Source organism: Spirillospora sp. CA-294931, from assembly GCF_050946795.1.
Lineage (GTDB): Bacteria > Actinomycetota > Actinomycetes > Streptosporangiales > Streptosporangiaceae > Spirillospora.
This window is the reverse complement of record NZ_CP192006.1, coordinates 6,322,802-6,345,603: the sequence shown is the minus strand read 5'-3', so window position 1 is coordinate 6,345,603 and position 22,802 is coordinate 6,322,802. Positions and strand designations below refer to the sequence as shown.

22 protein-coding genes and 1 tRNA gene are annotated in these 22,802 nt (G+C 72.7%); 10 read left to right on the top strand and 13 right to left on the bottom strand.

Annotated features, from left to right (window positions below; genetic code table 11):
- Positions 1-36: 36 nt before the first annotated feature.
- The gene (locus tag ACQPY4_RS28490; protein WP_433325920.1) at positions 37-468 is read right to left on the bottom strand and encodes a hypothetical protein; all 432 of its coding nucleotides are present in this window, start codon (positions 466-468) and stop codon (positions 37-39) included.
- Between the two features lie 39 nt (positions 469-507).
- On the opposite strand from ACQPY4_RS28490, the gene ACQPY4_RS28485 reads away from it, so the two are divergent.
- The 3 genes from ACQPY4_RS28485 to ACQPY4_RS28475 all read left to right on the top strand — a co-directional run bounded on the left by ACQPY4_RS28485 (position 508) and on the right by ACQPY4_RS28475 (position 4,078).
- A complete protein-coding gene (locus ACQPY4_RS28485; RefSeq protein ID WP_433325918.1) occupies positions 508-981 on the top strand; it encodes a macro domain-containing protein in 474 nt (157 codons plus the stop codon).
- Between the two features lie 182 nt (positions 982-1,163).
- On the top strand, positions 1,164-2,540 hold the full coding sequence (locus tag ACQPY4_RS28480) for a vWA domain-containing protein (protein ID WP_433325916.1): 1,377 nt from the start codon (positions 1,164-1,166) through the stop codon (positions 2,538-2,540).
- Positions 2,537-4,078: a hypothetical protein gene (locus ACQPY4_RS28475; protein WP_433325914.1), complete on the top strand. Its 1,542-nt coding sequence runs from the start codon at positions 2,537-2,539 to the stop codon at positions 4,076-4,078. Before ACQPY4_RS28480 ends, ACQPY4_RS28475 begins: the two co-directional genes overlap by 4 nt.
- Here ACQPY4_RS28475 and ACQPY4_RS28470 read toward each other — a convergent pair.
- Positions 4,065-5,336 (bottom strand): hypothetical protein, encoded by a 1,272-nt coding sequence (locus ACQPY4_RS28470; RefSeq protein ID WP_433325912.1) that lies wholly within the window; start codon positions 5,334-5,336, stop codon positions 4,065-4,067. The two genes, ACQPY4_RS28475 and ACQPY4_RS28470, sit on opposite strands and share 14 nt — an antisense overlap.
- Positions 5,337-5,389: 53 nt before the next feature.
- Here ACQPY4_RS28470 and ACQPY4_RS28465 point away from each other — a divergent pair, with 53 nt between their 5' ends.
- The gene (locus ACQPY4_RS28465; RefSeq protein WP_433325910.1) at positions 5,390-7,165 is read left to right on the top strand and encodes an AAA family ATPase; all 1,776 of its coding nucleotides are present in this window, start codon (positions 5,390-5,392) and stop codon (positions 7,163-7,165) included.
- Here ACQPY4_RS28465 and ACQPY4_RS28460 read toward each other — a convergent pair.
- Both ACQPY4_RS28460 and ACQPY4_RS28455 read right to left on the bottom strand, forming a co-directional pair.
- The gene (locus ACQPY4_RS28460; RefSeq protein ID WP_433325908.1) at positions 7,149-7,961 is read right to left on the bottom strand and encodes a siderophore-interacting protein; all 813 of its coding nucleotides are present in this window, start codon (positions 7,959-7,961) and stop codon (positions 7,149-7,151) included. The genes ACQPY4_RS28465 and ACQPY4_RS28460 overlap by 17 nt on opposite strands.
- A gap of 15 nt (positions 7,962-7,976) precedes the next feature.
- Positions 7,977-8,990, bottom strand: coding sequence for an ABC transporter substrate-binding protein (locus ACQPY4_RS28455; protein WP_433325906.1), 1,014 nt, complete (start codon positions 8,988-8,990; stop codon positions 7,977-7,979).
- Between the two features lie 93 nt (positions 8,991-9,083).
- On the opposite strand from ACQPY4_RS28455, the gene ACQPY4_RS28450 reads away from it, so the two are divergent.
- Genes ACQPY4_RS28450 through ACQPY4_RS28435 form a run of 4 tightly spaced genes read left to right on the top strand, consistent with a single transcriptional unit; the run spans position 9,084 to position 13,293 of the window.
- A complete protein-coding gene (locus tag ACQPY4_RS28450) occupies positions 9,084-10,076 on the top strand; it encodes a FecCD family ABC transporter permease (RefSeq protein WP_433325904.1) in 993 nt (330 codons plus the stop codon).
- Positions 10,073-11,101, top strand: coding sequence for a FecCD family ABC transporter permease (locus tag ACQPY4_RS28445; RefSeq protein ID WP_433325902.1), 1,029 nt, complete (start codon positions 10,073-10,075; stop codon positions 11,099-11,101). Before ACQPY4_RS28450 ends, ACQPY4_RS28445 begins: the two co-directional genes overlap by 4 nt.
- Positions 11,098-11,901, top strand: coding sequence for an ABC transporter ATP-binding protein (locus tag ACQPY4_RS28440; protein ID WP_433325900.1), 804 nt, complete (start codon positions 11,098-11,100; stop codon positions 11,899-11,901). The genes ACQPY4_RS28445 and ACQPY4_RS28440 overlap by 4 nt, the downstream gene beginning before the upstream one ends.
- Positions 11,902-11,910: 9 nt before the next feature.
- Positions 11,911-13,293, top strand: a complete 1,383-nt coding sequence (locus ACQPY4_RS28435; RefSeq protein WP_433325898.1) for an MFS transporter — start codon at positions 11,911-11,913, stop codon at positions 13,291-13,293.
- Here ACQPY4_RS28435 and ACQPY4_RS28430 read toward each other — a convergent pair.
- The 6 genes from ACQPY4_RS28430 to ACQPY4_RS28405 form a co-directional block, all read right to left on the bottom strand.
- On the bottom strand, positions 13,290-13,907 hold the full coding sequence (locus ACQPY4_RS28430) for an Rv1733c family protein (RefSeq protein WP_433325896.1): 618 nt from the start codon (positions 13,905-13,907) through the stop codon (positions 13,290-13,292). The two genes, ACQPY4_RS28435 and ACQPY4_RS28430, sit on opposite strands and share 4 nt — an antisense overlap.
- Positions 13,908-14,060: 153 nt before the next feature.
- Positions 14,061-15,431 carry a WS/DGAT/MGAT family O-acyltransferase gene (locus ACQPY4_RS28425; RefSeq protein WP_433325894.1) on the bottom strand — a complete coding sequence of 457 codons (1,371 nt, stop codon included), beginning with the start codon at positions 15,429-15,431 and terminating at the stop codon, positions 14,061-14,063.
- Positions 15,432-15,587: 156 nt separating this feature from the next.
- A complete protein-coding gene (locus tag ACQPY4_RS28420; protein WP_433325892.1) occupies positions 15,588-16,964 on the bottom strand; it encodes a WS/DGAT/MGAT family O-acyltransferase in 1,377 nt (458 codons plus the stop codon).
- A 79-nt stretch (positions 16,965-17,043) separates the two neighbouring features.
- Positions 17,044-18,024, bottom strand: coding sequence for an alpha/beta hydrolase (locus tag ACQPY4_RS28415; RefSeq protein ID WP_433325890.1), 981 nt, complete (start codon positions 18,022-18,024; stop codon positions 17,044-17,046).
- Between the two features lie 95 nt (positions 18,025-18,119).
- Positions 18,120-19,637 carry an MFS transporter gene (locus ACQPY4_RS28410; protein WP_433325888.1) on the bottom strand — a complete coding sequence of 506 codons (1,518 nt, stop codon included), beginning with the start codon at positions 19,635-19,637 and terminating at the stop codon, positions 18,120-18,122.
- Complete coding sequence (locus tag ACQPY4_RS28405; protein WP_433325886.1) at positions 19,634-20,362, bottom strand: LppX_LprAFG lipoprotein; 729 nt, start codon at positions 20,360-20,362, stop codon at positions 19,634-19,636. The genes ACQPY4_RS28410 and ACQPY4_RS28405 overlap by 4 nt, the downstream gene beginning before the upstream one ends.
- Positions 20,363-20,519: 157 nt before the next feature.
- Between ACQPY4_RS28405 and ACQPY4_RS28400 the strand changes: the two genes are divergently transcribed.
- A tRNA-Ile gene (locus tag ACQPY4_RS28400) sits at positions 20,520-20,593 on the top strand.
- Between the two features lie 232 nt (positions 20,594-20,825).
- Here ACQPY4_RS28400 and ACQPY4_RS28395 read toward each other — a convergent pair.
- Together ACQPY4_RS28395 and ACQPY4_RS28390 are read right to left on the bottom strand one after the other, a co-directional pair.
- Complete coding sequence (locus ACQPY4_RS28395) at positions 20,826-21,464, bottom strand: permease prefix domain 1-containing protein (RefSeq protein ID WP_433325884.1); 639 nt, start codon at positions 21,462-21,464, stop codon at positions 20,826-20,828.
- On the bottom strand, positions 21,461-21,790 hold the full coding sequence (locus tag ACQPY4_RS28390) for a PadR family transcriptional regulator (protein ID WP_433325882.1): 330 nt from the start codon (positions 21,788-21,790) through the stop codon (positions 21,461-21,463). The genes ACQPY4_RS28395 and ACQPY4_RS28390 overlap by 4 nt, the downstream gene beginning before the upstream one ends.
- Before the next feature lie 70 nt (positions 21,791-21,860).
- On the opposite strand from ACQPY4_RS28390, the gene ACQPY4_RS28385 reads away from it, so the two are divergent.
- Positions 21,861-22,274 (top strand): hypothetical protein, encoded by a 414-nt coding sequence (locus ACQPY4_RS28385; RefSeq protein ID WP_433325880.1) that lies wholly within the window; start codon positions 21,861-21,863, stop codon positions 22,272-22,274.
- Between the two features lie 36 nt (positions 22,275-22,310).
- On the opposite strand, the gene ACQPY4_RS28380 is transcribed toward ACQPY4_RS28385, so the two are convergent.
- The gene (locus ACQPY4_RS28380; RefSeq protein ID WP_433325878.1) at positions 22,311-22,745 is read right to left on the bottom strand and encodes a VOC family protein; all 435 of its coding nucleotides are present in this window, start codon (positions 22,743-22,745) and stop codon (positions 22,311-22,313) included.
- Positions 22,746-22,802 lie beyond the last annotated feature (57 nt).

Genomic DNA, 22,802 nt, shown 5'->3' with positions numbered 1-22,802 from the left:
GAAACTAAGGGAAGCCTAACCTAAAGCACGACCCGATCAAGTCGGGACGATCCGCACATCCTGCGGCGCGTCCCTCGGGAACCGCCACGTGAACCCGGCCGTGCTGGTCGCGGTCAGCGTCGTCGCGTCGAGGGCCACGGACGAGAAGGGGTTGGAGTACGTCGAGACGGCCACCCACTCCAGCTGGTCGCCGGGCGCGGTCAGCGCCGCCCATCCGATCCCGCCCCACGACCCCTCGCCGCCCAGCGCCGTGTAGCCGTCGAACACGGCCGTGGCGGCGCCGTCGACGTCCATCCATCGCGAGGACACCCACTGGCGCGCCCGGACGATCTCCCGCCAGTCCCACTCGGACGACCCCACCGGGTGCCAGGTCTCCATCAGCACCAGCGTCCCGTCGCCGAACATGATCATCTCGCCGTCGGGTGCCCGCCGCTCCCGCCAGGCCGCCTGCGCGTCCACCTGTTCCATGCGCGTAGGACGTCACAGGCACCCGCTACGTTCCTGGCCATGAGCGCGATCCGCTACATCCGGGGCGACGCGACGTCCCCGCAGGCCAAGGGCGTCAAGGTGATCGCCCACGTCTGCAACGACCTCGGCGGCTGGGGCAAGGGCTTCGTGCTGGCGATCTCCCGGCGCTGGACGGCCCCCGAAGAGGCGTACCGGGCCTGGCACCGGGCGAGGGCGAGCAACGACTTCGGGCTGGGCGCCGTCCAGTTCGTCCAGGCCGATCCCCACATCTGGGTGGCGAACATGGTCGCCCAGCGCGGCATCCGTCCCGGCAGCAAGGGCCCGCCGATCCGCTATGACGCGCTCGACACGTGCCTGACGGCGCTCGCCGAGAAGGCCCGCGAGCTGGACGCCAGCGTCCACCTGCCCCGCATCGGCTGCGGCCTGGCCGGAGGACGCTGGGAGCGCGTCGAGCCGCTGCTGCTCCGCCACCTCGACGGCATCCCCGTCACCGTCTACGACAAGGCCCCCTAGGGCGGGCGGCGCATCTCGACGTGGACGCGGTGGCCGGCCAGCGCGCCATATCGGGCGGGCCGTCGAGCGTCACGTCCCGCGCTGTCTCGATGTCCCTGGGCGGGGGGCGTCGCGCCCTGTGGGCACCGTGTTCGCGGGGAAAACGGGTTGGGGGATCGGTGAGGGGGCGGGAAGGTAGGGCGATGGGGTTCGGGGAGCGGGTCAGGCCGCGGCTGCCGGTGGTGGGGCTGACCGATCGGCGGGCGCTGGAGGAGTGGCGGCCCGCCGACGGCGAGATCGTGGCGCGGGCGCGGCGGCTCAAGGAGCGGGCCCTGCTCGACCTCGGGATGAGCAGCAGCGCCGTGGCCTCGTGGATCTACAGCAAGTGCCACCACCAGATCCCCACCACGGCCGTCGGGACGGCCGCCGTGCTGGCCTCGGGCGACGGCGTGTGCCTGCTGCTCTACAACCCCGGGTTCTTCGTGGACATCGGGCTCGACGGGGTGCGGTTCGTGCTGTTCCACGAGGCGCGGCACCTGGTGCAGCGCCACCTGTTCGCCGACCCGGAGCTGCGCGACGACCCCGTCTTCACCGTCGCCTGCGAGGTGACGATCAACCATGTGGCGCTGCTGCGGCTGAAGCAGGGGCTGCCGGAGATCGAGGGGGAGGCCGTCGGCATCGACCCGGCGAAGGTCTACCGGGATTACGCGGCCGACCTCCGGGGGCAGGGGCTCGAACCGGTTCCCTACGCGACGTGGATCGAGACCGACCTGACCGTCTACCGGGAGCTGCGGCGGATGCGGGAGCCCCCGGGTGCCGGGGCGGTCTGCGTCCATTCGGTGCTGGAGGGCGAGTTCGACCAGGAGACCGTCGACCGGATCGCCTCGGACGTGCTGCGCAGCGTGCTGATCGCCGCCCGGCGCGGGAACGCGGCGGCCCGGGGCGAGCTGGTCGACCTCATGGGCCGGACGCCGGAGAGCACCCGATGGGGCGACCTCGGCGCGCACGTCCTGCGCGGGACGACCGTGGCCACGCGGCGGGTGGAGTGGTGGCAGCGGTGGCTGGTCGACGTGCTCGGCTCCAAGCTCGCCGAGGGCGAGCGCCTGGTGTACCCCAAGAAGCGCGGCGCGCTGCTGGCGGCGCTCGGGCACGAGCCGATGCTGTCGCGGCGCGGGCCCCGGCGGGTGAAGACGCTGGTCATCGCGATCGACACCTCGGGCTCCATGTCCGAGCCGGTGGTCACGTGGCTGACCGAGCTGGTCGGGACCATCGACGGGGTCGAGGCGCACTGGCTGAGCTTCGACGGCGACGTGATGCCGTTCCGGCCGGGGGAGCACGTGCGCGGCGGGGGCGGGACCGACTTCGGCGCCGTCCGCGACTATGTCGAGGGACGCGGCACGGTCGACGGGAAGCTGTTCGACGAGCACCCGGACGCCATCGTCATGGTCACCGACGGGCACGCGCCGCCGATCGTCCCGGCCGAGCCCGACCGCTGGATCTGGCTGATCACCCCCGGCGGTGACGACTGGCCCGACCGCACCATGGCCTGCCACCGGATCGGCTACGGTGTCGCTTCATGATCAGGGCCAGGAATCCCGCGCGGTGCGCGGCGGGTCTGCTGCGCTTCGCCGGGCCACGAGAGCTGGACGATCTGGTGGGCGTCCTGCCGGTCGAGCGCGTCGAGGGCGCGCTGACCAGCTACCGGCTGCCGAACCGGCAGGTGGCCGCCGCCCTGTTCCGCCTCGGCGGTCACCGGGACCGGCTGGTGCGGCATGCGCTGCTCGCCCCCGACCACGACCTGCTGGGGCGCCTGCTCGATCTCGACGACCCCGCCGTGAACGCGGAACTGCTGGGCGCCGAGTACGGGCTGTGCGCGCTGCCGCGCAACCTGCGCCGCCAGCTGGCCGCCCAGACCTCCCGGCGCGACGGCGTCACGCCGGTCCCGCTGCCGGAGGAGTTCCTGTCCCGGGTCCGCGAGGCCCGGGCCAAGGACGCGCTCGACCACGCCCTGCTCTACGCGGCCGACCCCGACCAGGCCCTGCACTCGCTGCGGCTGCTCGGACGCGGCGCCGACCCGCACGGGGCTCTGTGGGCCTGCCGCACGCTGGCCGACGCCGGGCGGCTGGCCGACGTCGAGGCCCTGGTGAAGGACGAGCTGCTCCCCAGCTCCTATTGGGGCCCCGGCCAGCGCGAGCCGAGCGTTCACGCCTACGGCCTGGCCGCGCTGCGCGGCGCGGACGGCCTGCGGGCGCTGCGCGCCCTGGCCGGGCGGGTCCGGCGACCGGAGATGCTGCGGACGGTCGGCGAGCTCGCCGACGCCATGGCCGCCGAGCCCTGGCGCCAGACGCCGGTCGTCCGGACGGTCGTGCACCGCCGCGACCCGGTCGTCCCCAGGGTCGACTGGGACGCCGTGCTCGGCGACGCCGCCTCGCATCCGATCCCGTACCGCGCGGCCCGCCTGATCGCGCACCGCTCGGACGCCCCCGAAGAGCTGGTCCTGCGGACGGTCGCCGACCACCCCGACCTCGCCGCGCTCCTTCCCGAGCCCACGCCCCGGGTGCTGGCCGAGCTGTCCGAAGGGCGGGCGGGGGCGTCGGTGCTGGTGAAGGTCGCCGGCAACGGCCTGGTCGCGGGAACGCTGAGCCTGGACGACCTGCCGGGCGATCTGCTCGGCCCGGTCGCGGAGTCGCTGTGGCTGCCCGGCCTGCGCTCCGCGGCCGCGCTGCGGCACCGGCTCGGACGGGCGGGCGACGTGCCGCTGCGCCCGTTCTTCGTGGACGAGACCGGCCACGGCGCGCGGCGGCGGCTGCGCGACCCGTCCCGCCGGTCGCACTGGGACCCGGCCGCCGTCTACGGGCAGGCGGTCGCGCAGCGCCTCAAGCGTGACGGCGAGCTCTCGGCCGACGCGGTGCTCGCGCTCGTCCAGCCGGACGAGGTCCTCGCCCCGGACGGCGTCATGCCCGACCCGCGCGTGCTGCGGCGGCTGGCCGAGCACGCGCACGAGCATCTCGGCGACCGGCCCGAGGCGTGGATGGTCGCGCTGCGGCTGCTGGAGGAGGGCTTCGCCGGGACGCTGCCCGAGCTGCTGATGACGGCCGGTGCCGTCACCACGACGTGACGCGGTAGTCCTTCAGGAAGCAGCCGTGCATCGGCTCGCCCGCCTCGCCCCGCACGATCGGGTCGTAGACGCGGGCGGCCGCGTCGACGACGTCCAGCGGCGGCCGGAACCCGGCGGCGGTGCGGCGCTCGCGGTCGGGCTCGGGCCGCTGGTCGGTGAACCAGCCGGGGTCGACGCTGGTCATGAAGACCCCGCTCGCGGCCAGCTCGTCCGCGCCGGTCCGCGTGAGCATGTTCAGCGCGGCCTTGGCCATGTTGGTGTGCGGGTGCTCGGCGCCCTTGTACCGGCGTCCGAACTGGCCCTCGACGGCCGAGACGTTCACCACGTACCGGCGCGGGTGCGCGGAGCGCTCCAGCAGCGTGCGCAACCGTCCCAGCAGCAGGAACGGCGCGGTCACGTTGATCAGCTGCACCTCCAGCAGCTCGACCGGATCGACCTCGTGCACCAGGCTCGTCCACGAGTTGACCGGGGACGGGTCGGGCAGTAGGCCCGCCACGTCCAGCGCCTCCGATTCGGGAAACGCGGGCCCCGCCGCCAGCGCGGGCGCCTCCTCGGCCGCCACGAGCGCGGCGTAGGACTCGGGCGGTCGCCGGACGGTCTGCGCCGCCAGGTTCACCAGGATGTCCAGCGGCTCGCCGGAGGCGACCCGCGCGTCGCACCACCGCACCAGCGCGGGGATGTCGCGCAGGTCGATCCCGGTGACGGTGAGGCGGTCCCACCAGTCACGGTGGTCGGGCACGGCGGCGAACCGCGCGCGGGCGTCGCGCGGGAACCGGGTCATCGCGGTCACGGCCGCGCCGTCGCGCAGCAGCTTCAGCACCAGCTCGAACCCCGCCTTGACCCGTCCGCCGGTGACCAGGGCGCGACGTCCCGACAGGTCGGTGCGTGCCGCGCGGCGCAGCCGGTGCTCGTCGGCGCACGGCGGGCACAGCCGGTGGTAGAACGCGTCGACCTCGCGGAAGTTCGCGCCGCAGGCGTAGCAGTTGCGCAGGTTGCCCAGCGGGCGGTGCGCGACGGGGAGCGCGGAGCCCAGCGGCGCACCCTCGCGGCGGGTGGGAGCTCCCGTCGCGGTCGAGGCCAGCAGGGCCGCGTCGGCCTCGGCCTGGCGGCGCCGCGCCGCCGACCGGTCGTGTCCGCGCCGCCTCTTGGTGAACGCGGCGACGGCGTCGCGGACCCGCGCCAGGCCGGGATCGTCCGGCGGCGCCTCGGCCAGCTCGGCCAGCACGCGCAGGCAGGTCTGGAGATCCTCGTCACGCATGCCGACCATTAAATCGGGTGATCTCCGGCGTCCCGCTCCGCTGTACTTGCTCGATGAGCACCACGCTGACCCGGTTCATCGACGCGATGATCGAGCTGGGCGTCACCGGCCAGGTCTTCGGCGAGCACGGGATCGGCAAGACCGCCACGTTCTTCGCCCATGTGCGCGGCCGGGGCCTGCACCTGGTGTACGTGCCCGCGGCCAACCTCACGCCGGACGACCTGCTGGTCAACGCCCCCGTCCGCCGCGCGGACGGGGAGCTGGCGCTGCGGCAGCTGATCATGCGCCAGCTGAAGCCGGGGCGCCCGTTCGTGCTGCTGATCGACGACTCGCTCCAGGCGGGCGACACGGTCCAGTCGCAGCTCATGCAGGTCGCCTGCTCCTGGACGCTGGGCGAGCACGACCTGCGTGAACTGGGTTGCGTGGGGGTCTTCCTCGCCGACAACGAGTCGCTGACCGAGACCGCCGCGCGCCGCTCCGACCTGGCGATCCTGGACCGGATGGCCACGATCCAGGTGACGGCCGCGGACACGGCGTGGCGGCAGGCGCTGAGCCGCCGGTTCAAGGGCGTCGACCTCACCGGGGTCTTCCGCGTGTGGGCGTCGCTGACGCCCGGCGTCCGCAGGCTGCTCTCGCCCAGGACGCTCCAGCACGTCATCGACTGCGGCCTGGCCGGGTTCCCGCTGGTCTGGGGGCTGCCGCTGGTGAACGGCGAGCGGCTCAGGCTGGCCGAGCCTCCCGGGGAGGACCGCCAGCCCAAGGACGACCAGGCCACCGAGATCCTGGCCTGGATCGCCGAGGAGCTGCGGCGCGGGGGAGGGGACGTCCCCGATCCCGCGCACGTGCCCGACGCCGTCCGCGCGGTGGTCAGGACCGCGCTGGAGCGGCGCTGGACCGTGCTCGTCCAGGGCCCGCCCGGCTGCGGCAAGACCGAGGTCGTCAAGGAGGTCGTCCGGGCGGAGCTGGGCCACGACCCGCTGTACTTCTCGCTGCCGGTGACCAACGTCGAGGACCTCTGCGCGCCCGTCCCCACCCTGGACGGGACGCTCGACAACCTCCTGGCCGCGCCGTTCGTGGCCGAGGGCGACAAGGCCATCGTGTGGGACGAGTACAACCGTCCCAAGGACAAGGCGACGTTCGCGCGGCTGATGGAGATCACGCAGGAGTGGTCGCTGGCCGGGCGCCGGATCGGGGGCCTGCGCGCCCAGATCGCGCTGCAGAACCCGCCCTACCATCTGGGCCGCAAGCTGCTGGTGGCGCGCAACACCATCGCGCAGGCGTCCCGCTTCACCGTCTCGCTGGAGATCGAGCCCGACGACATCCCGGCCAACCAGTGGCTCATCGACCGGTACGGGCCGGTCGCCGAAACCGTTCTGGAATGGTGGAAGAACGACATCGACGACGAGGGCCGCGCCTGGATCACCAAGCGGACCCTCGAACGCCTGATCAAGCTGCACCGGCTCGGGATGCCGCTGGACATGGCCAAGGTCTACCTGGGCGACGGCGAGTACGCGCCGGTGCCGCTGGCCGACCTGGAGGCCAGGCTGGCGTCCCGCCCGATCACCGGGCTGCGCGAGCTCGCCGACGACCTGGACGTCTGGGCCGGGCGGCTGCGCGCCGCCGCCGAGGAGGGGCCCGAGGGCGCGGACGCGACCGACGTCGTCCACCGGGTCCTGGCCAACGCCGAGCTGAGCCAGCTGCGCGCGCACCGCGCGACCGCCGCCCGGCTGGCGCCCCTCCTGCCGCCCAAGCTCAAGGCGACCTACCTGGTCGGCGTGGAGGCCGACCGGCAGCGGTTCTGGACCGAGGTCTTCACCCGTCGCTCATGACGGCGTGCTCGGCGAGCAGGTCCTCCTCGCTGGCGCCCAGGCGCCAGTACCCGGTGAACGTGACGGCCCCGCGGTCGAACCCGCGCTCGTTGACCAGGTGGCGGCGCAGGGCCTTGACGGCTCCGGCCTCGCCCGCGATCCAGGCGTAGGGCGAGCCGTCGGCCGGGAGTTCGGCGGCGCGGACGGCGCCGAGCAGATGGATGCCCTCGCGCCGGACCAGCCAGGTGATGTCGGCGTCGGCCGCGCTCGGCAGGTCCTGGATGTCCGCGCCGTGGGCGACCTCGATCCACACCTTGGCGCGCAGGTTGCCGGGCAGGTCGGCCAGGATGCCGCCGATCGCGGGCAGTGCGCTCTCGTCCCCGGCGATCAGCACCCAGCCGGTGCCGTCCGGCGGCCGGAAGTCGACGCCCGGATTGTCCGGCTCGGCCGGGCCGAGCACGGTGACCCGGTCGCCCGGCTCGGCGGTCACGGCCCAATCCGAGGCCGGGCCGTCGCCGTGCACGGCGAAGTCGAGGTCGAACTCGCCGGGGCGCTGGTGCCGGACGGTGTAGGTCCGCATGATCCCGCGTTCGTCCGGGTCGAGCTCGCGCCAGGCGTTGAACCACTGGTCCCCGGCGTCGGTGGGGACCAGTGGCGCGTTCTGGTGGGGCCGTGGCAGGAACAGCTTGAGGCGCTGGTCGCGCCCGCCGGAGGCGAACTCGTCCAGGTGCCCGGCGAAGGTGATCCTGCGCATGGTCGGGCTGAGCCGCCGGGTGCGCAGCACGATGACGTCGAAGAAGAGGAAGGGAGTGGTCATGGGCGGGCCTCCCGGTCAGGTGATCTTCTTGGCGGTGCGGATGGTCTGGGCGAGGGCCTCCAGGACCGGTGCGCAGCCCGCGTAGGAGAACGCGGGCTCGGGCGCCCACGCGGCGACCTGTCCGGCCTTGACGGCGGGCAGGCCGCGCCAGGACGGCTTGGACGTCAGGTCCTTGGGCTGGATCGCGTGCGAACGGTTGTCGAGCAGGACGACGTCGGTCTTGTACTTGTCGGCGTTCTCCCAGCTCAGGTCCTCGAAGTAGCCGTCCTTGCCGATCTTGTCGGGGACGATGACCCCGGCGCCGAGCTGCTTGAAGTACATGAGGTCGGTGTTCTTGCCGGGGTTGGAGGCGTAGAGGAGCTCGGTTCCCGCCGACGCGGCGAGGATCGTGATGCCGGGGTTCTCCTTCGCCGCGGCGCGCACGGCGGCGGCGGCCCGGTCGAAGCGGGCCCGGTCCTGTTTCACCTTGGCGGAGGCGGTGTCGGCGCCCAGCGCGGCGGCCAGCTGGGCGAACCGTTCGATCGGCCTGTTCAGCGGGACGGACCCGCCCGAGATCCCGATCTGCGGCGCGAGCCGGAAGATCTTGTCCTTGCTCTCGGCGGGGACGTAGAAGAGGTCCTTGCCGACGAACGAGGTGCTGATCAGCACCTCGGGGCGCAGGGCGGCGTACTTCTCGATGTTGAACTCGCCGTAGGCGTTGCCGAGGATCGTCACCTCGTCGACGGGAAGGCCGCCGGCCTGCACGTCGGGGCTGCCGTCCTTGCGCTTGGTCGGCCCGAAGACGCCGACGATCTGGTCGGTGACGCCGAAGTCGTGCAGGGCGGCCGCCGCGCCGATGTAGGCCACGATGCGGCGGGGACGCTCCTTCAGGCCGACCTTGGTGCCGAAGTCGTCGGTGAAGTTCCAGGCGCCGCCCTTGGCCGCGCCCTCGCTCTCGCCACACCCGGCGATCAATGCCCCGAGGGCGAGCGAGCCGGTCGCGGTCAGCAGGCCGCGGCGGGACAGGTGGGAGGAAGGGCTGGACTTCACGGGTGTCTCCATTGCTCAGGGGCGGGCGGAGTTAGGTTAACCTAACCTAAGTCGTTGTCCAGAGTGCCCCCCGGAGTCCCGTTGGTGTCGATCATGAGATCCCCGCGCCTCACCCGCGCGGGCGGGCTGCTCGCGGCCCTCGCGGCGCTGCTCGCCGTGCTCCTGCTGAGCCTGGCGGTCGGCGCGAAGCAGCTCTCGCCGCCCCAGGTGTGGGACGGGCTGGTCGACGAGACCTCGGCCGGGTACGCCGTCGTCCACCAGATGCGGCTGCCGCGCACCGTCCTCGGGCTGCTCGCGGGCGCCGCGCTCGGCGTCGCCGGGGCCGTCATGCAGTCCCTCACCCGCAACCCCCTGGCCGACCCCGGCATCCTCGGCATCAACGCGGGCGCCGCCGCCGCGGTGGTGTCGGCCATCGCCTTCCTCGGCATCGGGTCCTTCGCCGGATTCGTGTGGTTCGCGTTCGCCGGGGCCGCCGCCGTCGCCGTGCTCCTCTACGCCGTCGGCGGCGGACGCGGCGCCACGCCCGCGCGACTCGCGCTCGCGGGCGCCGCGCTCAACGCCGCCCTGTACTCCTACGTCAGCGCCGTGCAGCTCCTGGACACCTCCTCGCTCGACAAGATGCGGTTTTGGACGGTCGGCTCGCTCGCCTCGGCGCAGGGGCCGATCGTCTGGCGCGTGCTCCCGTTCGTCCTGGCGGGCCTGGTCCTGGCGCTGATGCTGGCGCGGCCGCTGAACGCCCTGGCCATGGGCGAGGAGACCGCCAAGGCCCTGGGCTCGGGGCCCGCCCGCGCCCGAGTGGGCGCCATCGTCGCGGTCACGCTGCTGTGCGGGGCCGCCACGGCGGCCTGCGGCCCGATCGCCTTCGTCGGGCTGATGGTGCCGCACCTCGTCCGCGCCCTGACCGGCCCCGACCTGCGCTGGCTGCTGCCCTACAGCGCGGTCCTGGCGCCGGTGCTGATGGTGGGCGCCGACGTGGTCGGACGCGTCGTGGCCCGTCCCTCCGAGGTCCAGGCCGGTGTCATCACCGTCGTCCTGGGCGCCCCGGTCTTCCTCTACTTCGTCCGCTCCCGAGGGAGGATGGCGTGAGCGTGATCCGCACCGGGACGCTGTCCCTGCGCTTCGCGGTGCGGCCCCTGGCCGTCGCGGCGGGCTGCCTGCTGGCCGCGCTCGGCGTGGCGGTGCTGGCCATCGGCACCGGCGACTACCCGATGACGCCCGCCGAGGTGCTGCGCACCCTGGTCGGCGACGGGACCCCCGCCCAGTCCTTCATCGTCAACGAACTCCGCCTGCCCCGGGTGACGACCGGCCTGGCGGCGGGCGCCGCGCTCGGCCTGGCTGGGGCGGTCTTCCAGTCCCTGGTGCGCAACCCGCTGGGCAGCCCCGACATCCTGGGGTTCTCGCAGGGCGCGGCGACCGGGGTGCTCATCGTGATGGTCGTGGTCGGTGGCGGCAGCGTGGCCGTCACGCTCGGAGCCGTCGCCGGGGTGCTGGCCACCGGTGTCCTGATCCTGCTCCTGTCCGGACGCGGCGGCGCCCACGGCCAGCGCCTGGTGCTGATCGGCATCGGCGTCGCCGCCCTCCTGACCGGAGTGAACGGCTACCTGCTCACCGAGGCGCAGATCACCGAGGCCGCGCGGGCCGTGCTCTGGCTGACCGGCAGCCTGGACGGCCGCGACTGGGACGACGCCGCGCTCCCGCTCATCGGGCTGGCGACCCTCGGGCCGCTCGTGCTGATCGGATGCGGGCGGCAGCTGCGGATGCTGGAGATGGGCGACGACGCCGCGCATGCCCTCGGCGTGCCGATCGGCCGCGTCCGGCTGGTGCTGCTGGGCGCCGCCGTCCTGCTCACCGCGCTCGCCTCGGCGTCCGCCGGGCCGGTGGCGTTCGTCGCGCTGACCGCGCCGCAGCTGGCCCGGCGGCTGACCCGGGCGGCCGGGCCCGGGCTGCTGCCCGCCGCCTGCATGGGCGCGGTGCTGATGGCGGCCTCCGACTGGGCGGGCCAGCGGCTGTTCCCCGGTCACCAGCTCCCGGTCGGCGTGGTGACCGGGCTCCTCGGCGGTGGATACCTCGTGTGGCTGCTGGCCACCCAACGCAGAACGGGACGCATATGAAAGCGCGGCTGACCGCCGAGGACCTGACCCTCGCCTACGGGCGCCGGACGATCACCGAGGGCCTGGACGTCGTCGTCCCCGACGGCTCGTTCACCGTGATCGCGGGCCCCAACGCGTGCGGCAAGTCGACGCTGCTGCGCGCGCTGGCGCGCATCCTCGAACCCGCGGGCGGCACCGTCCTGCTGGACGGCGAGCGCATCGGCTCCTGGCCCGCCAGGAAGCTGGCCCGCACGCTGGGCCTGCTGCCCCAGTCGCCGATCGCGCCCGAGGGCATCGCGGTGGCCGACCTGGTGGCGCGCGGCCGCTACCCGCACCAGGGCCTGCTGCGCCAGTGGTCGAAGGAGGACGAACGGGTCGTCCAGGAGTCGATGGAAGCCACCGGCGTCGCCGACCTGGCCGCCCGGCCCGTGGACGAACTGTCGGGCGGGCAGCGGCAGCGCGTCTGGATCGCGATGGCGCTGGCCCAGCGGACCCCGCTGCTCCTGCTCGACGAGCCGACCACGTTCCTCGACCTCGCCCACCAGATCGAGATCCTCGACCTGTGCGCGCGGCTGCACGAGGAGGGCCGCACGATCGTGGCCGTCCTGCACGACCTCAACCACGCCGCCCGCTACGCCACCCATCTGATCGCCATGCGCGACGGCCGGATCGTGGCCGAGGGCGACCCGAGCGCGGTCGTCACCGCCGAGCTGGTGGAGGAGGTGTTCCGGCTGCCGTGCCGGGTGATCGACGACCCCGAGACCGGCACCCCCCTGGTCGTCCCCGCCGCCCGCCGCAGGGCCGTGAAGACCGGCTTGTAATCTGGGGTCTTGGCCGAACTCGCGCCCCGCCGCCGGATGCTGGTGCTGGCGATCTGCTGCATGAGCCTGCTGATCGTCAGCCTCGACAACACCATCCTGAACGTCGCGCTCCCCTCGATGCAGCGCGAGCTGGACGCCTCGGTCTCGGGCCTGCAATGGACGATCGACGCCTACCTGATCGTGCTGGCGAGCCTGCTGATCTTCTCCGGCTCCACCGCCGACCGGATCGGCCGCCGCCGCGTGTTCCAGACCGGGTTGGTGCTGTTCACCCTCGGGTCGGTGCTGTGCAGTCTGGCCCCGGGCCTGGGCTGGCTGGTCGGCGCCCGCGTCGTGCAGGCCGTCGGCGGCTCCATGCTCAACCCGGTCGCGATGTCGATCATCACCAACACCTTCACCGAGCCGCGCGAGCGCGCCCGCGCCATCGGCGTGTGGGCCGGGGTCGTCGGCATCAGCATGGCCGCGGGCCCGCTGGTCGGCGGGCTGCTCGTGGACTCCGTCGGCTGGCGCGCCATCTTCTGGATCAACGTCCCGGTCGGGGCGGCGGCGCTGGTGCTGACCGCGCTGTTCGTCCCCGAATCGCGCGCCGACCGTCCGCGCCGCGCCGACCCGCTCGGCCAGCTGCTGGTGATCGCCCTGTTCGGCGGGCTCACCTACGCGATCATCGAGGGCCCGATGCTCGGCTGGGACGCCCCGGTCATCATCGGCTGCGTCGTCCTGGCCGCGGCGTCGCTGGCCGGGTTCCTGGCCCACGCGCGCCGCCACCCCGAGCCCCTGATCGACCCGCGCTTCTTCCGCAGCGTCCCGTTCTCCGGCGCCACCGTGATCGCGGTGGCGGCGTTCGCCTCGCTGGGCGGATTTCTGTTCCTCAACACCCTCTACCTTCAGAACGTCCGGGGCCTGTCCGCCCTGGAAGCCGGGGTGTACCTGCTCCCGATGGCCGCCACGACCGGCGTCTTCGCACCGCTGTCGGGACGCCTGGTCGGCGCGCGCGGCCCCCGCCTGCCCCTCCAGCTCGCCGGGGCCTCGATGCTCACCGCCACCCTGCTGCTGGCCGCGTTCGACGCCGAGACCCGCGACCCGCTGCTGTTCACGTCCTACGTCCTGTTCGGCCTCGGATTCGGCATGCTCAACGCGCCCATCACCAACACCGCCGTGTCCGGGATGCCCCGGGAACAGGCCGGCGTGGCCGCCGCCGTCGCCTCCACCAGCCGCCAGCTCGGCCAGGCCCTCGGCGTCGCGGTCATCGGCGCCGTGATCACCGCGGGGCTCGCGCACACCTCGTTCGTGCACGCGGCCCGTCCGGCCTATTGGATCCTCGTCGGGTGCGGGGCGGCGATCCTCGTGCTCGGCACGCTCACGGCGGGACGGCGTCCCGCCCTCAAGGTGGGCTAGGAGGGGCGGTTGTGGCCCGCGTCGGCGTCCATCTGGGCCCAGTCCGCTTCCCAGAGGGCGTCGCGGTGGCGGTCGCAGTGGCGGCGGGCCAGGGCGTAGACCAGCAGGAGGGGCAGGCCGAGGACGATCACGGCGGCGCCGCCCGCGTAGGCGGCGTCGGTGACGGTGCGGGTGTGCGGGCGGGGACGGACGGCGGGCTCGCCGGTGCGGCGGTCGATCCAGATCGTCTTGCGGGCGCCGGTCTTGGCGTTCTTCCAGCTCGGCAGGGGGCCGACGCGGGTCCTGCCGTCGGGGCCCGGCCACGACGCCTGGACGGTCTCGTGGATGTAGCGGTCACCGGACGAGCCGGGACGGCCGTCGGCGACCACCGTGGCGACCGTGGGCTGACGGTTGGCCCGCTCGGAGTGCTCGGCGCGCAGGCCCGCGTCGTAGGCCCAACCCGAGCACCAGGCGGCCATTGGCGGCCCGGCCGCCAGCAGCACTAGCAGCAGGCCGGACGCGACCAGCCGCTGGACGCGGTCGACCGGCCGGCGCAGCGGGTTGCGTTCGAACCCGAGACGTCGCCACAGCCGGCGCGGTGCCGAGCCGGTCGCTCGGATGCCCGCTTTGCGCATTGTGGTCACCTCCCCGGGGAGCGTGCTCCCGGTAAGAGGCCTTAGCCGTCTTTCCCCAGGATATTCCTCACTTAGATGATCGGCACAGAGCAGGGGGCGCAAACACGGCGGATTTCCCGGGTGCCTGACCGCACGCGGCCAGGCACCCCGAGGTCACTCGGTGAGGGCGAGCAGCTCGTCGAAACCGCCCTGGATGCCCTTGGTGAGGACGTCCAGATCGGGCATGCCGTCGAAGTCGCCGGTGAGGCCGAAGTTCAGCTGGCCGCAGTAGGAGATGATCGCGGTCACGGCCCGGATGCCTCCGGCCAGCGGCACATAGGGGTGCAGTTCGAGCACGCGGCGTCCCATGACGTAGAGGGGGAAGTCCGGGCCTGGCACGTTCGTGGTCACCGTCTGGACGAGTTCCTGGCGCAGGCGGACCGGCAGGCGCGCCCCGAGTGACAGCAGCGCGGGCGCGACCGCCACGTCGGTGAGGCGGGTGAGCGTCTTGGTTCCGGCGGCCTGGTTGCTGCGCTTGACGTCGTCGGTCTGCTCGCGGACCAGGCGCAGGCGCTCCAGCGGGTCGGCCTCGCCCGCGGGGAGGTTGACGAAGACCGCGGCCACGCGGTTGTTGAGCTCGCCGCGCTCGTCGGTGGAGCGCACCGAGACCGGGACGGCGGTGCGCACGACGGTCTCGGGGGTCAGCTCGCCCCGGGCGCTCAGCACGTCGCGGTACCCGGCGGCGACGGCGGTGAGGATCACGTCGTTGACCGTCCCGCCCAGGGCCTTGCGGATCGTCTTGGCGTCGGCCAGCGGGATCTGCTGCCAGCACCAGCGCCGGTGCGGCCCGATCGGGCCGTTCAGCGATCCGGCGGTGGGCTGGGCGAACCGGGCGGTCGCGCGGGAGAGGCCGCGCGCGAAGTCGCCGAGCTGCCGGGCGTTGCGCACCACGCCCGCGCTGCGGGCCACGTCGTTGAACTGGCGCAGCGGGCTGATGACGGTGCGCTGGGCGGCGTCGACCAGCAGGTCGAGCGAGGACGGCTCGGGCTCGGGTTCCCACACCGGGAGCTCGCCCGGCGGTTCGTGGTCGGGCGTCAGGTCGAACATCACGGTGGCCAGGTCCATGCCGGCAACGCCGTCCACCATGCAGTGGTGCACCTTGGCGATCATCGCCCAGCGGCCCTCGGTGAGGCCCTCGACCAGCCAGATCTCCCACAGCGGCTTGGCCGGGTCGAGGCGCTGCGCCAGGACGCGGCCCGCCAGGTTGCGCAGCTGCTCGTCGGTTCCGGGGGCCGGTATCGCGGTGTGCCGGACGTGGTACAGCACCTGGAAGTGCGGGTCGTCGGCCCATACGGGACGGCCGAGGTGCAGCGGCACCGAGCGGACGCGCTGGCGGTAGCGCGGGACCAGGGGGAGCTTGGCGACGACGTGCCTGACCAGGTCGCCGTAGGACGGGGCGGGCCCCTCGAACACGATGACCGAGGCCACATGGAGTGGGGTGTTCTCGTCCTCCAGGAGATAGAAGCTGGCGTCGAGTCCGCTCATGCGGTGCACGGCCTCACCCTCTCTTTTCACGTCGCGGGGGCTGATCATCACTCGGAGCGACAACGGTAGGCATTCCCTGTGACGCTCGTGTTAAGAACGTTCCAGGTGGGAGGAACGCGGCGGGACGCGCGTGGCCGCATCCGGCCATCCGCGCGGTCAGCCGTCGGCGAGCTTGCCCAGCTCGTCGAAGCCCGACCGGATGCCCGAGGCCAGTTCCGAAAGGTCGGGCATCCCGTCGAAGTCGCCGGTCAGGCCGAAGGTCAGCCGTCCCTCGTAGGAGAAGACCGCCACCCCGGCCCGCACGCCCAGGGCCAGCGGGACGAACGGGTAGAGCCCGGTCAGCCTGCGTCCGAGGACGTAGAGGGGGAAGTCGGGCCCGGGGACGTTGGTCACCACCGTCTGGACGAGCGGCTGCGCGTGGCCGAGCGCGTACCGCGAGCCCAGCGCCATCAGGGTGGGCGCGAACCCGGCGAGCTTGGCCAGGACCTCCCCGCCGGTGGCCTGGTGGGTGCGCTTGACGTCGTTCATCTGCTCGCGGATCTTGAAGAGCCGGCGGCGCGGGTCGTCCTCGCCGGCCGGAAGGTTGATCAGCACCCCCGACACCCGGTTGCCGATCTCGCCGCGCTCGTCGCGGGTCCGGACCGACACCGGAACCAGCGTCCGCACCCGGGTGCCGGGCGCCAGCTCGCCACGGGACGCGAGGACTTCGCGGAAGCCCGCCGTGACCGCCGCCAGGACGACGTCGTTGACCGTCCCGCCGAAGACCGCGCGGATCGCCCGGATCTCGTCGAGCCCGGCGTGCGTCCAGCACCAGCGGCGGTGCGGGCCGAGCGGGCCGTTCAACGACCCGGTGGTCGACCGGGCCAGCCGCGCGAGCGTGCGCGGCACCTCCGCGCCCGCCCCGCGCAGCGTGCGCGGGCGGGCCAGCCGCCGCGCCAGGCCGGGCAGCCCGCCCAGGTGCCGGAGCGGCTCGCCGATCGCGCCGCCGACCGAGGCGGCCAGCAGCTCCGCGCCGGACGGCGCGGGCTCGGGCGCGGGCAGCTCGGTGTGCTCGGGCGTCTCGTGCTCGGGGCCGAGATCGAACAGCGTGGTCATGAGGTCGACGCCGCCGACCCCGTCCACGACGCAGTGGTGCACCTTGGTGATCAGGGCCCAGCGCCCGCCCTCCAGGCCCTCGACCAGCCAGATCTCCCACAGCGGCTTGGCCGGGTCGAGGCGCTGCGACAGGATCCGTCCCGCCAGGTTGCGCAGCTGGTCGGGGAGACCCGGCGCGGGGACGGCGGTGTGCCTGACGTGGTACAGGATCGTGAAGTGCGGGTCGTCCACCCAGATCGGGCGGCCGAGGTGAAGTGGGACGGTCCTGACCCGCTGCCGGTAGCGCGGGACTTCGGGGAGCTTGGCGGCGACCGCCCGGACCACCTCCCCGTATGCCGGAGCCGGTCCCTCGAAGACCGTCACCGACGCGATGTGCAGCGGGGTGTTCGCCGACTCGGCGAAGTAGAAACCCGCGTCCAGGCCGTTCATCCGCTCCATGCCGCACCGTCCCGTCGTCAGCGTCCCGGGGGGCTTCCCGTCGAGCTTCCAGCTAATCGGACGGGGTGGCAATAAGCGGCTAGGCGGCCAGGTTCCGGTCGCGCCGCTTCTCCGCCGCGTCGGGGACGGTGTGCTCGCGGACGAACGCGCCCGCCTCGTGCAGCGCGGCCAGGCCCTCGGGCACCAGATCGGCGAAGATCTGGAAGACGTGCACCTGGCCCTCCCAGATCTGGAGCCGGCAGGGGACGCCCGCCTCACCCAGCCGCCGCGCCATCAGCTCGGAGTCGGGCAGCAGCATCTCGGTCGAGCCGACCTGGATCAGCACCGGCGGCAGCGCGGACAGGTCGCCGTTCACCGGCGAGGTCAACGGGTCGATCGGGACCGTGCCACCGGTGAGCAGCCGGGCCAGGCGCTCCACCCGCCGCGCGGGCAGGTACGCGTCCAGCCGGGCGTTCTCGTGGGCGAGCTTGGTGTCGTGGTCGAGATCGGTCAGCGGGGCGAGCGCCAGGATGGCGGCGGGGGAGGGGAGGCCCTCGTCCCGGGCCCGCATCGTGGCGGCGAAGGCCAGGAATCCGCCCGCCGAGTCGCCCGCGACCACGATGCGGCTCGCGTCGTACCCCTCGTCCAGCAGCCACCGGTACGCCTCGACGCAGTCGGCGAGGGAGGTCTCCAGCGGGGCCGAGGGAAGCTGCCGATAGGCCACCGAAAGGACCGGCGCGCCCGACGCGGCGGAAAGGCGGGCCACCATCCGGCGATGGGTCCGCAGCCCGCAGGAGAAGAAACCGCCGCCATGGAAATAGAGAATGGCGCGGTCGTCCGCCGAATGCGGCGCGCGGACCCATTCGGCCGGGAAGTCGTCGAACCTGACGCGTTCCACCTCGGCCCAGCGCGGGGTGGGGAGCGCGACGGGCGCGGCCAGATCGAGCGCGAACGCGGGACGCAACCCCCACAGGTTCAGCGGCCAGTAGGAGAGCACGGGATTGGCCGTGAGCCGCAGGCCACGGTCCGCCAGCCGGGCCCGCACCGTGGTGCCGGGCCGCCTCTCGATCACCGGGTCCATCAGCGACCTCCCCAGGGGCGCGGACCGCTGGTCCCGACCCGGACTGTTCTGACCGCCAGGTCAGTTCACATGTCCGTAACGTCGCATTCGCGTGATCACCGTGTCAAGGCCTCTTCGGGGGCCGGAGGTGACGGTTCGGTATCGTCGCCGCCGGACGTCACGGCGAGTGCCAGAAACGCTCCGATCAGGCACAATCCCGCCGTGATGAGAAAGATTTCCTGATACTCGGTGCGTAGCGCGTCCTGCACCTTTCCGGTATAAACCGTGAGCGCCTTCGCGAACTCCGCCTCGGACATCAGGAACGGCAGCGGCGCCTGGAGGTCGGCCGTCAGCGCGTGGAACCGGTAGAACCCCCACGCCGAGAGCGCCGAGATCCCCAGCAGCATCCCCATCATCCGCGCCACCACCACCGCGGCCGACGCGACCCCGTGCTGCGCCGCCGGGACGAACCGCAGCACCGCCGACGACACCGGAGCGATCACCAGGCCCAGCCCCAGCCCGGTGATGACCAGGTCGACGTCCATACGGGGGAGCGGCCCGTACGAGGCGTCCCCGAGGTCGGCGGGCCAGTTGGCGATCAGCACGTAACCCAGCGCCGCGATCGCCATCCCCGCCGCCATCGGCCACCGGTCGCCCACCCGGCGCGCGAGCATCCCGCCCAGCAGCGCCGCGACCGGCAACGCCACCAGGAACCGCGTCAGCATCAGCGCGCCCTCGAAGGTGTCCTTGTTCAGCAGCGTCTTGGCCATCAGGACGACGTCCACCAGCGTGACCATCAGCGCCGCGCCCGACAGCAGGCTCACCCCGAGCGTCGCCAGCAGCGGCCCCCGCCGCACGCCCGACAGATCGAGCAGCCGCGTCCGCGTCCTGACCTCCCACACGACGAACAGGGCCAGCACCACGACCCCGGCGCCGACCACCGGGAGCCCCCACGAGGGCAGCGCGGACTCGTCCGGCTCGGGGTTGTAGAGCCCCACGACCAGCAGGCCGAGCCCGGCCGCGAGCAGCAGCCCGCCCACGACGTCGACGCCCGGACGCACGCCCTTCGGCCGTCCACCCGGAACCGTGAAATGGACCGCCACCATCGCCGCCACGACCAGCGGCAGGTTCACCCAGAAGATCCAGCGCCAGTCGAGCATCGCCGCGATCCCCGCGCCGTACAGCGGCCCGAGCACGCTGCCCATCTCCTGCGCCGCGCCCACCGCGCCCAGCACCACGGGACGCTTGCGCTCGTCCCACAGATCCCCGGCCAGCGCCATCGTCACCGGAAGCAACGCGCCCCCGGCGAGGCCCTGGACGACCCGTCCACCGGTAAGCGTCGGCACGGTGTCGGCCACCGCGGTCACCGCAGACCCGACCGCGAAGACCACCAGGCAAACCTGAAGCAACGGCCGGCGCCCGAACCGGTCCGACAACTGCCCGATCAGCGGCATCGCCGCCACGTACCCGAGCAGGAACCCGGTCAGCACCGGCGTGACCCGCTCCAGCCGGTTGACCGGGATCTTCAGATCCTGGACGACCGTGACCAGGATCGTGGTGACGACATAGGCGTCCAGCGCGGCCAGCAACACCACCGTGCCGCCGACCCCGATCGCGACGCGGCGACGGTTCACTTCGGAGCGCTGATCTTGTACGGCGCGTCGAACTCGGTGAAGTCGATGATCACCGACCCCTTGTCGCCGCCGCCCGCCGGAGGCGGGATCTCGGCCTTCACCTTGACCAGCCGACTGTCGGCCTTGCTGATCCACACCTGCCCCGGCAGATCGGAGTCGATCCCGGGGATGAGCCCCCCGATGGCGTCCTTGGGCAACGTCGCCGACACCTTCTCGGCGTCCTTCCCGGCCACCTTCTCCGACCCCTGCGCCGCGGGCGCCTTGACCGTCGTCAGCAACTTGGCGATGCCCCGCTCCGGATCGAGCACCGCCGAGGTGTCGTACATCATCGACGCCGCCGCCTTCGGCAACGTCCGCCAGCCGCCCGTCACGGCCTTCAGATGGAAGTTGTTGCCCAGGGCCACGACCTTCATCTCCACGGCCTGCCCGGACTGCTCGATCGTCAGCGTCCCCTCGGCGTCACCGTTCCTGAGCAGCTTCAGATCGCCGCCCTTCACCATGATCGACGGCTTGCCCTCGGTCGCCAGCCGGAAGCTCACGCTCTGGACCTTGCCCATCGCCACCGACGCCCGCTGCAACGTCGCCTGCCCCTGCTGCTGCGCCTTCAGGTCCGAAGCCTTCCCCGACGACTTCTCGGGCTCGTCATCCCCACCGCACGCGGACACCACGACCAGCGCGAACACGGCGTGAACCGGCAACAACCAACGACCACGGAGCTTAGGCATAGCCGGACCCTACCGACCAGTCGCAAGCCAAGTCACTCGGTACCAGGTATGACATCCGCACCCCCCGCAGGGACGATGCGCCCCTTCTCGGTGGCCCGCCCCCAACCCCCGCCGCTAATATGGCTCGCGCCTTGACCCTTCCTATCCAGGGTCTTTCGGGGCGGTAGCTCAGCTGGTCAGAGCAGGGGACTCATAATCCTTTGGTCGCGGGTTCGAGTCCCGCCCGCCCCACGCGTCGGCGTCCTCTGTTCGCCGCTATTCGCGGCTTCCCGGGGCCGCGTTCCATGCTTGCCCGGGGGGACGACCCCCCGGAACCCCCCGATGCAGGGGCTCCGCCCCCGCACCCCCAAAGGCTTCGCCCTCGCTCCGCTCGGACAGCCCCTTGGGGGCTCCCGCCCCCACACCCCCAAGGTGGGGGGCTCCGCCCCCCACGCCCCCTCTGGGGCCTTCGCCCCTTGCCCCATCAAGGCCCTTCGCAAATGGTTGGGGTTTGGGGGAGGTGGGCGCAGAGGCGGCAGGTTTTGGAGGCGTTGGCCACCGCGGCGTGGGATATGGCGGTGAGGGCTCCGGCTGCGGCTATCAGGGGCCAGTTGGTCGTCAGGGCCGCTGTTAGGGCCAGGGCTATTGCGGTGATTCCCATGGTTATCGCCGCCGTGGTGCTGGTCCAGGCGACCAGGAGCGGGAAGCGGTCCCGGGTGGGGAGGCGGCGGGAGAGGGTGCCCGTGGCCGTGAAGGTGGTGGCGGCCATCAGGGCCGAGAGTGCGGTGAGGGTGATCAGGGGGATCGCCATGCCCGGGGCTGCCAGGTGAGTTAGGTAGGTGCAGGTGGTGAGGACTGGTACGGCTAGGGCCAAAGCCTGGGCCGTTTTGCGGGTTTGGGCGATTGTCAGTTCGCGTTGGCAGGTGGGGGTCAGGTCTTCGGGGGTGCCGAACTCTTCCAGGGCGCTCTTGGTGGCCTGGGTGTGGGTGGCGCCCTGGGTCTTGTGGGCTTCGACCGTGTCGGTGAGGCCCTCGCGGATGTCCTGGACGATTCGCGCCTTGGCCTTGGACGGGCCGTGCAGGGCGGAGGCCAGGGTCTCGGCGTAGGCGTCGATGGCGTTCATGTGGCTTCTCCGGGGTCGAGGATGGCGCCGATCACCGTGGTGAACTCGCGCCAGGCGCTGCGCTCGGTGGCCAGGCCGCGGCGGCCCGAGTCGGTGAGCTCGTAGCAGCGGCGTTCGCGCTGGCCCGTCGACGTCCGGCTGCTGCGCAGCAGGCCCAGGCGCTCCAGGCGGTTCAGGGCGGGATAGATGGTGCCCGTGCGGAGTTCCAGCGCGCCGCCGCTGCGTTCCTGGACGGCGGCGATGATCGCGTAGCCGTGCAGCGGCCCCGACTCCAGCACGGCCAGCAGCAGCCCGTCGAGGTGCCCACGTACCGCGTCTGCCCTCATGAGTGGACAGCCTACACAGAATTCCTGTAGACAGGAAATGCATTGGTAGCCAACTCATAGGAGGTCGTCGGTGGCCAAGGTGTTCCTGTCGTTGCACGTGCTCGCGGCGATCCTGATGATCGGGCCGATCGCCGTGGCGGCGTCGTTGTTTCCCAGGTATGCGAGGTCGGCGGACGGCGGGGCGGCCGTCCTGCATCGGATCTGCCGGGGGTACGCGTTCGCCGGGTTGGTGGTGCCGGTTTTCGGGCTGGCGACCGGGTCGGCGCTGGGGGTGCTCGGCGATCCGTGGCTGATCGCGTCGGTGATCCTGACGGCGCTGGCGGCCGGGGTGTTGGGGGCGGTGATCCTTCCCGGGCAGGCGCGGCTGCTGGAGACGGGGGACGGGGCGGCGCGGCTGGCGATGATGACCGGCGTCTTCAACCTGCTCTGGGCCGTCGTGGTGGTGCTGATGATCGTCCGTCCGGGGTCGACTACGGGAGCCTGACCGCGTTTGGTTAGGGCGGCGCTGTCATCGGGTGGTTCAGAGAGACGGCTCCAGGAAGATGCAGAAGGGGTGTCCGGCGGGGTCGGCGTAGACGCGCAGGGGCTCTTCGGGGTCGTCGGAGCGGTCGTGCAGCAGCCGGGCGCCCAGGTCCAGGGCGCGGTCGTGCTGGACGTCGAGCGCGGCCGTCGACTCCACGGTGAGGTCGAGATGCAATTGCTGCGGGACGGGGCCGTCCGGCCAGGTCGCCTCGGGCAGCGTGTCGACCTGCTGGAAGGCCAACTGGGGGCGGCCGGCGGCGTCGCAGAGCACGAGCCAGTCGCCGCCCGCCGGGTCGGGGCGCCCGGCTGGCGGCGGCTCGTGGCCCGGCCGGTAGCGCAGCCCCAGGAGCCGCCGGTAGAACTCGGCCAGCTGCCTGGCGTCCGTGGCGTCCAGAACGACCTGGCGGAAGTCGGGAAACTTATGTTCGCCCACGTCATCACCCCTGTTGTATGAGTCTGTCATGGCCCTGGTCACGGTCTATAGTTGCGT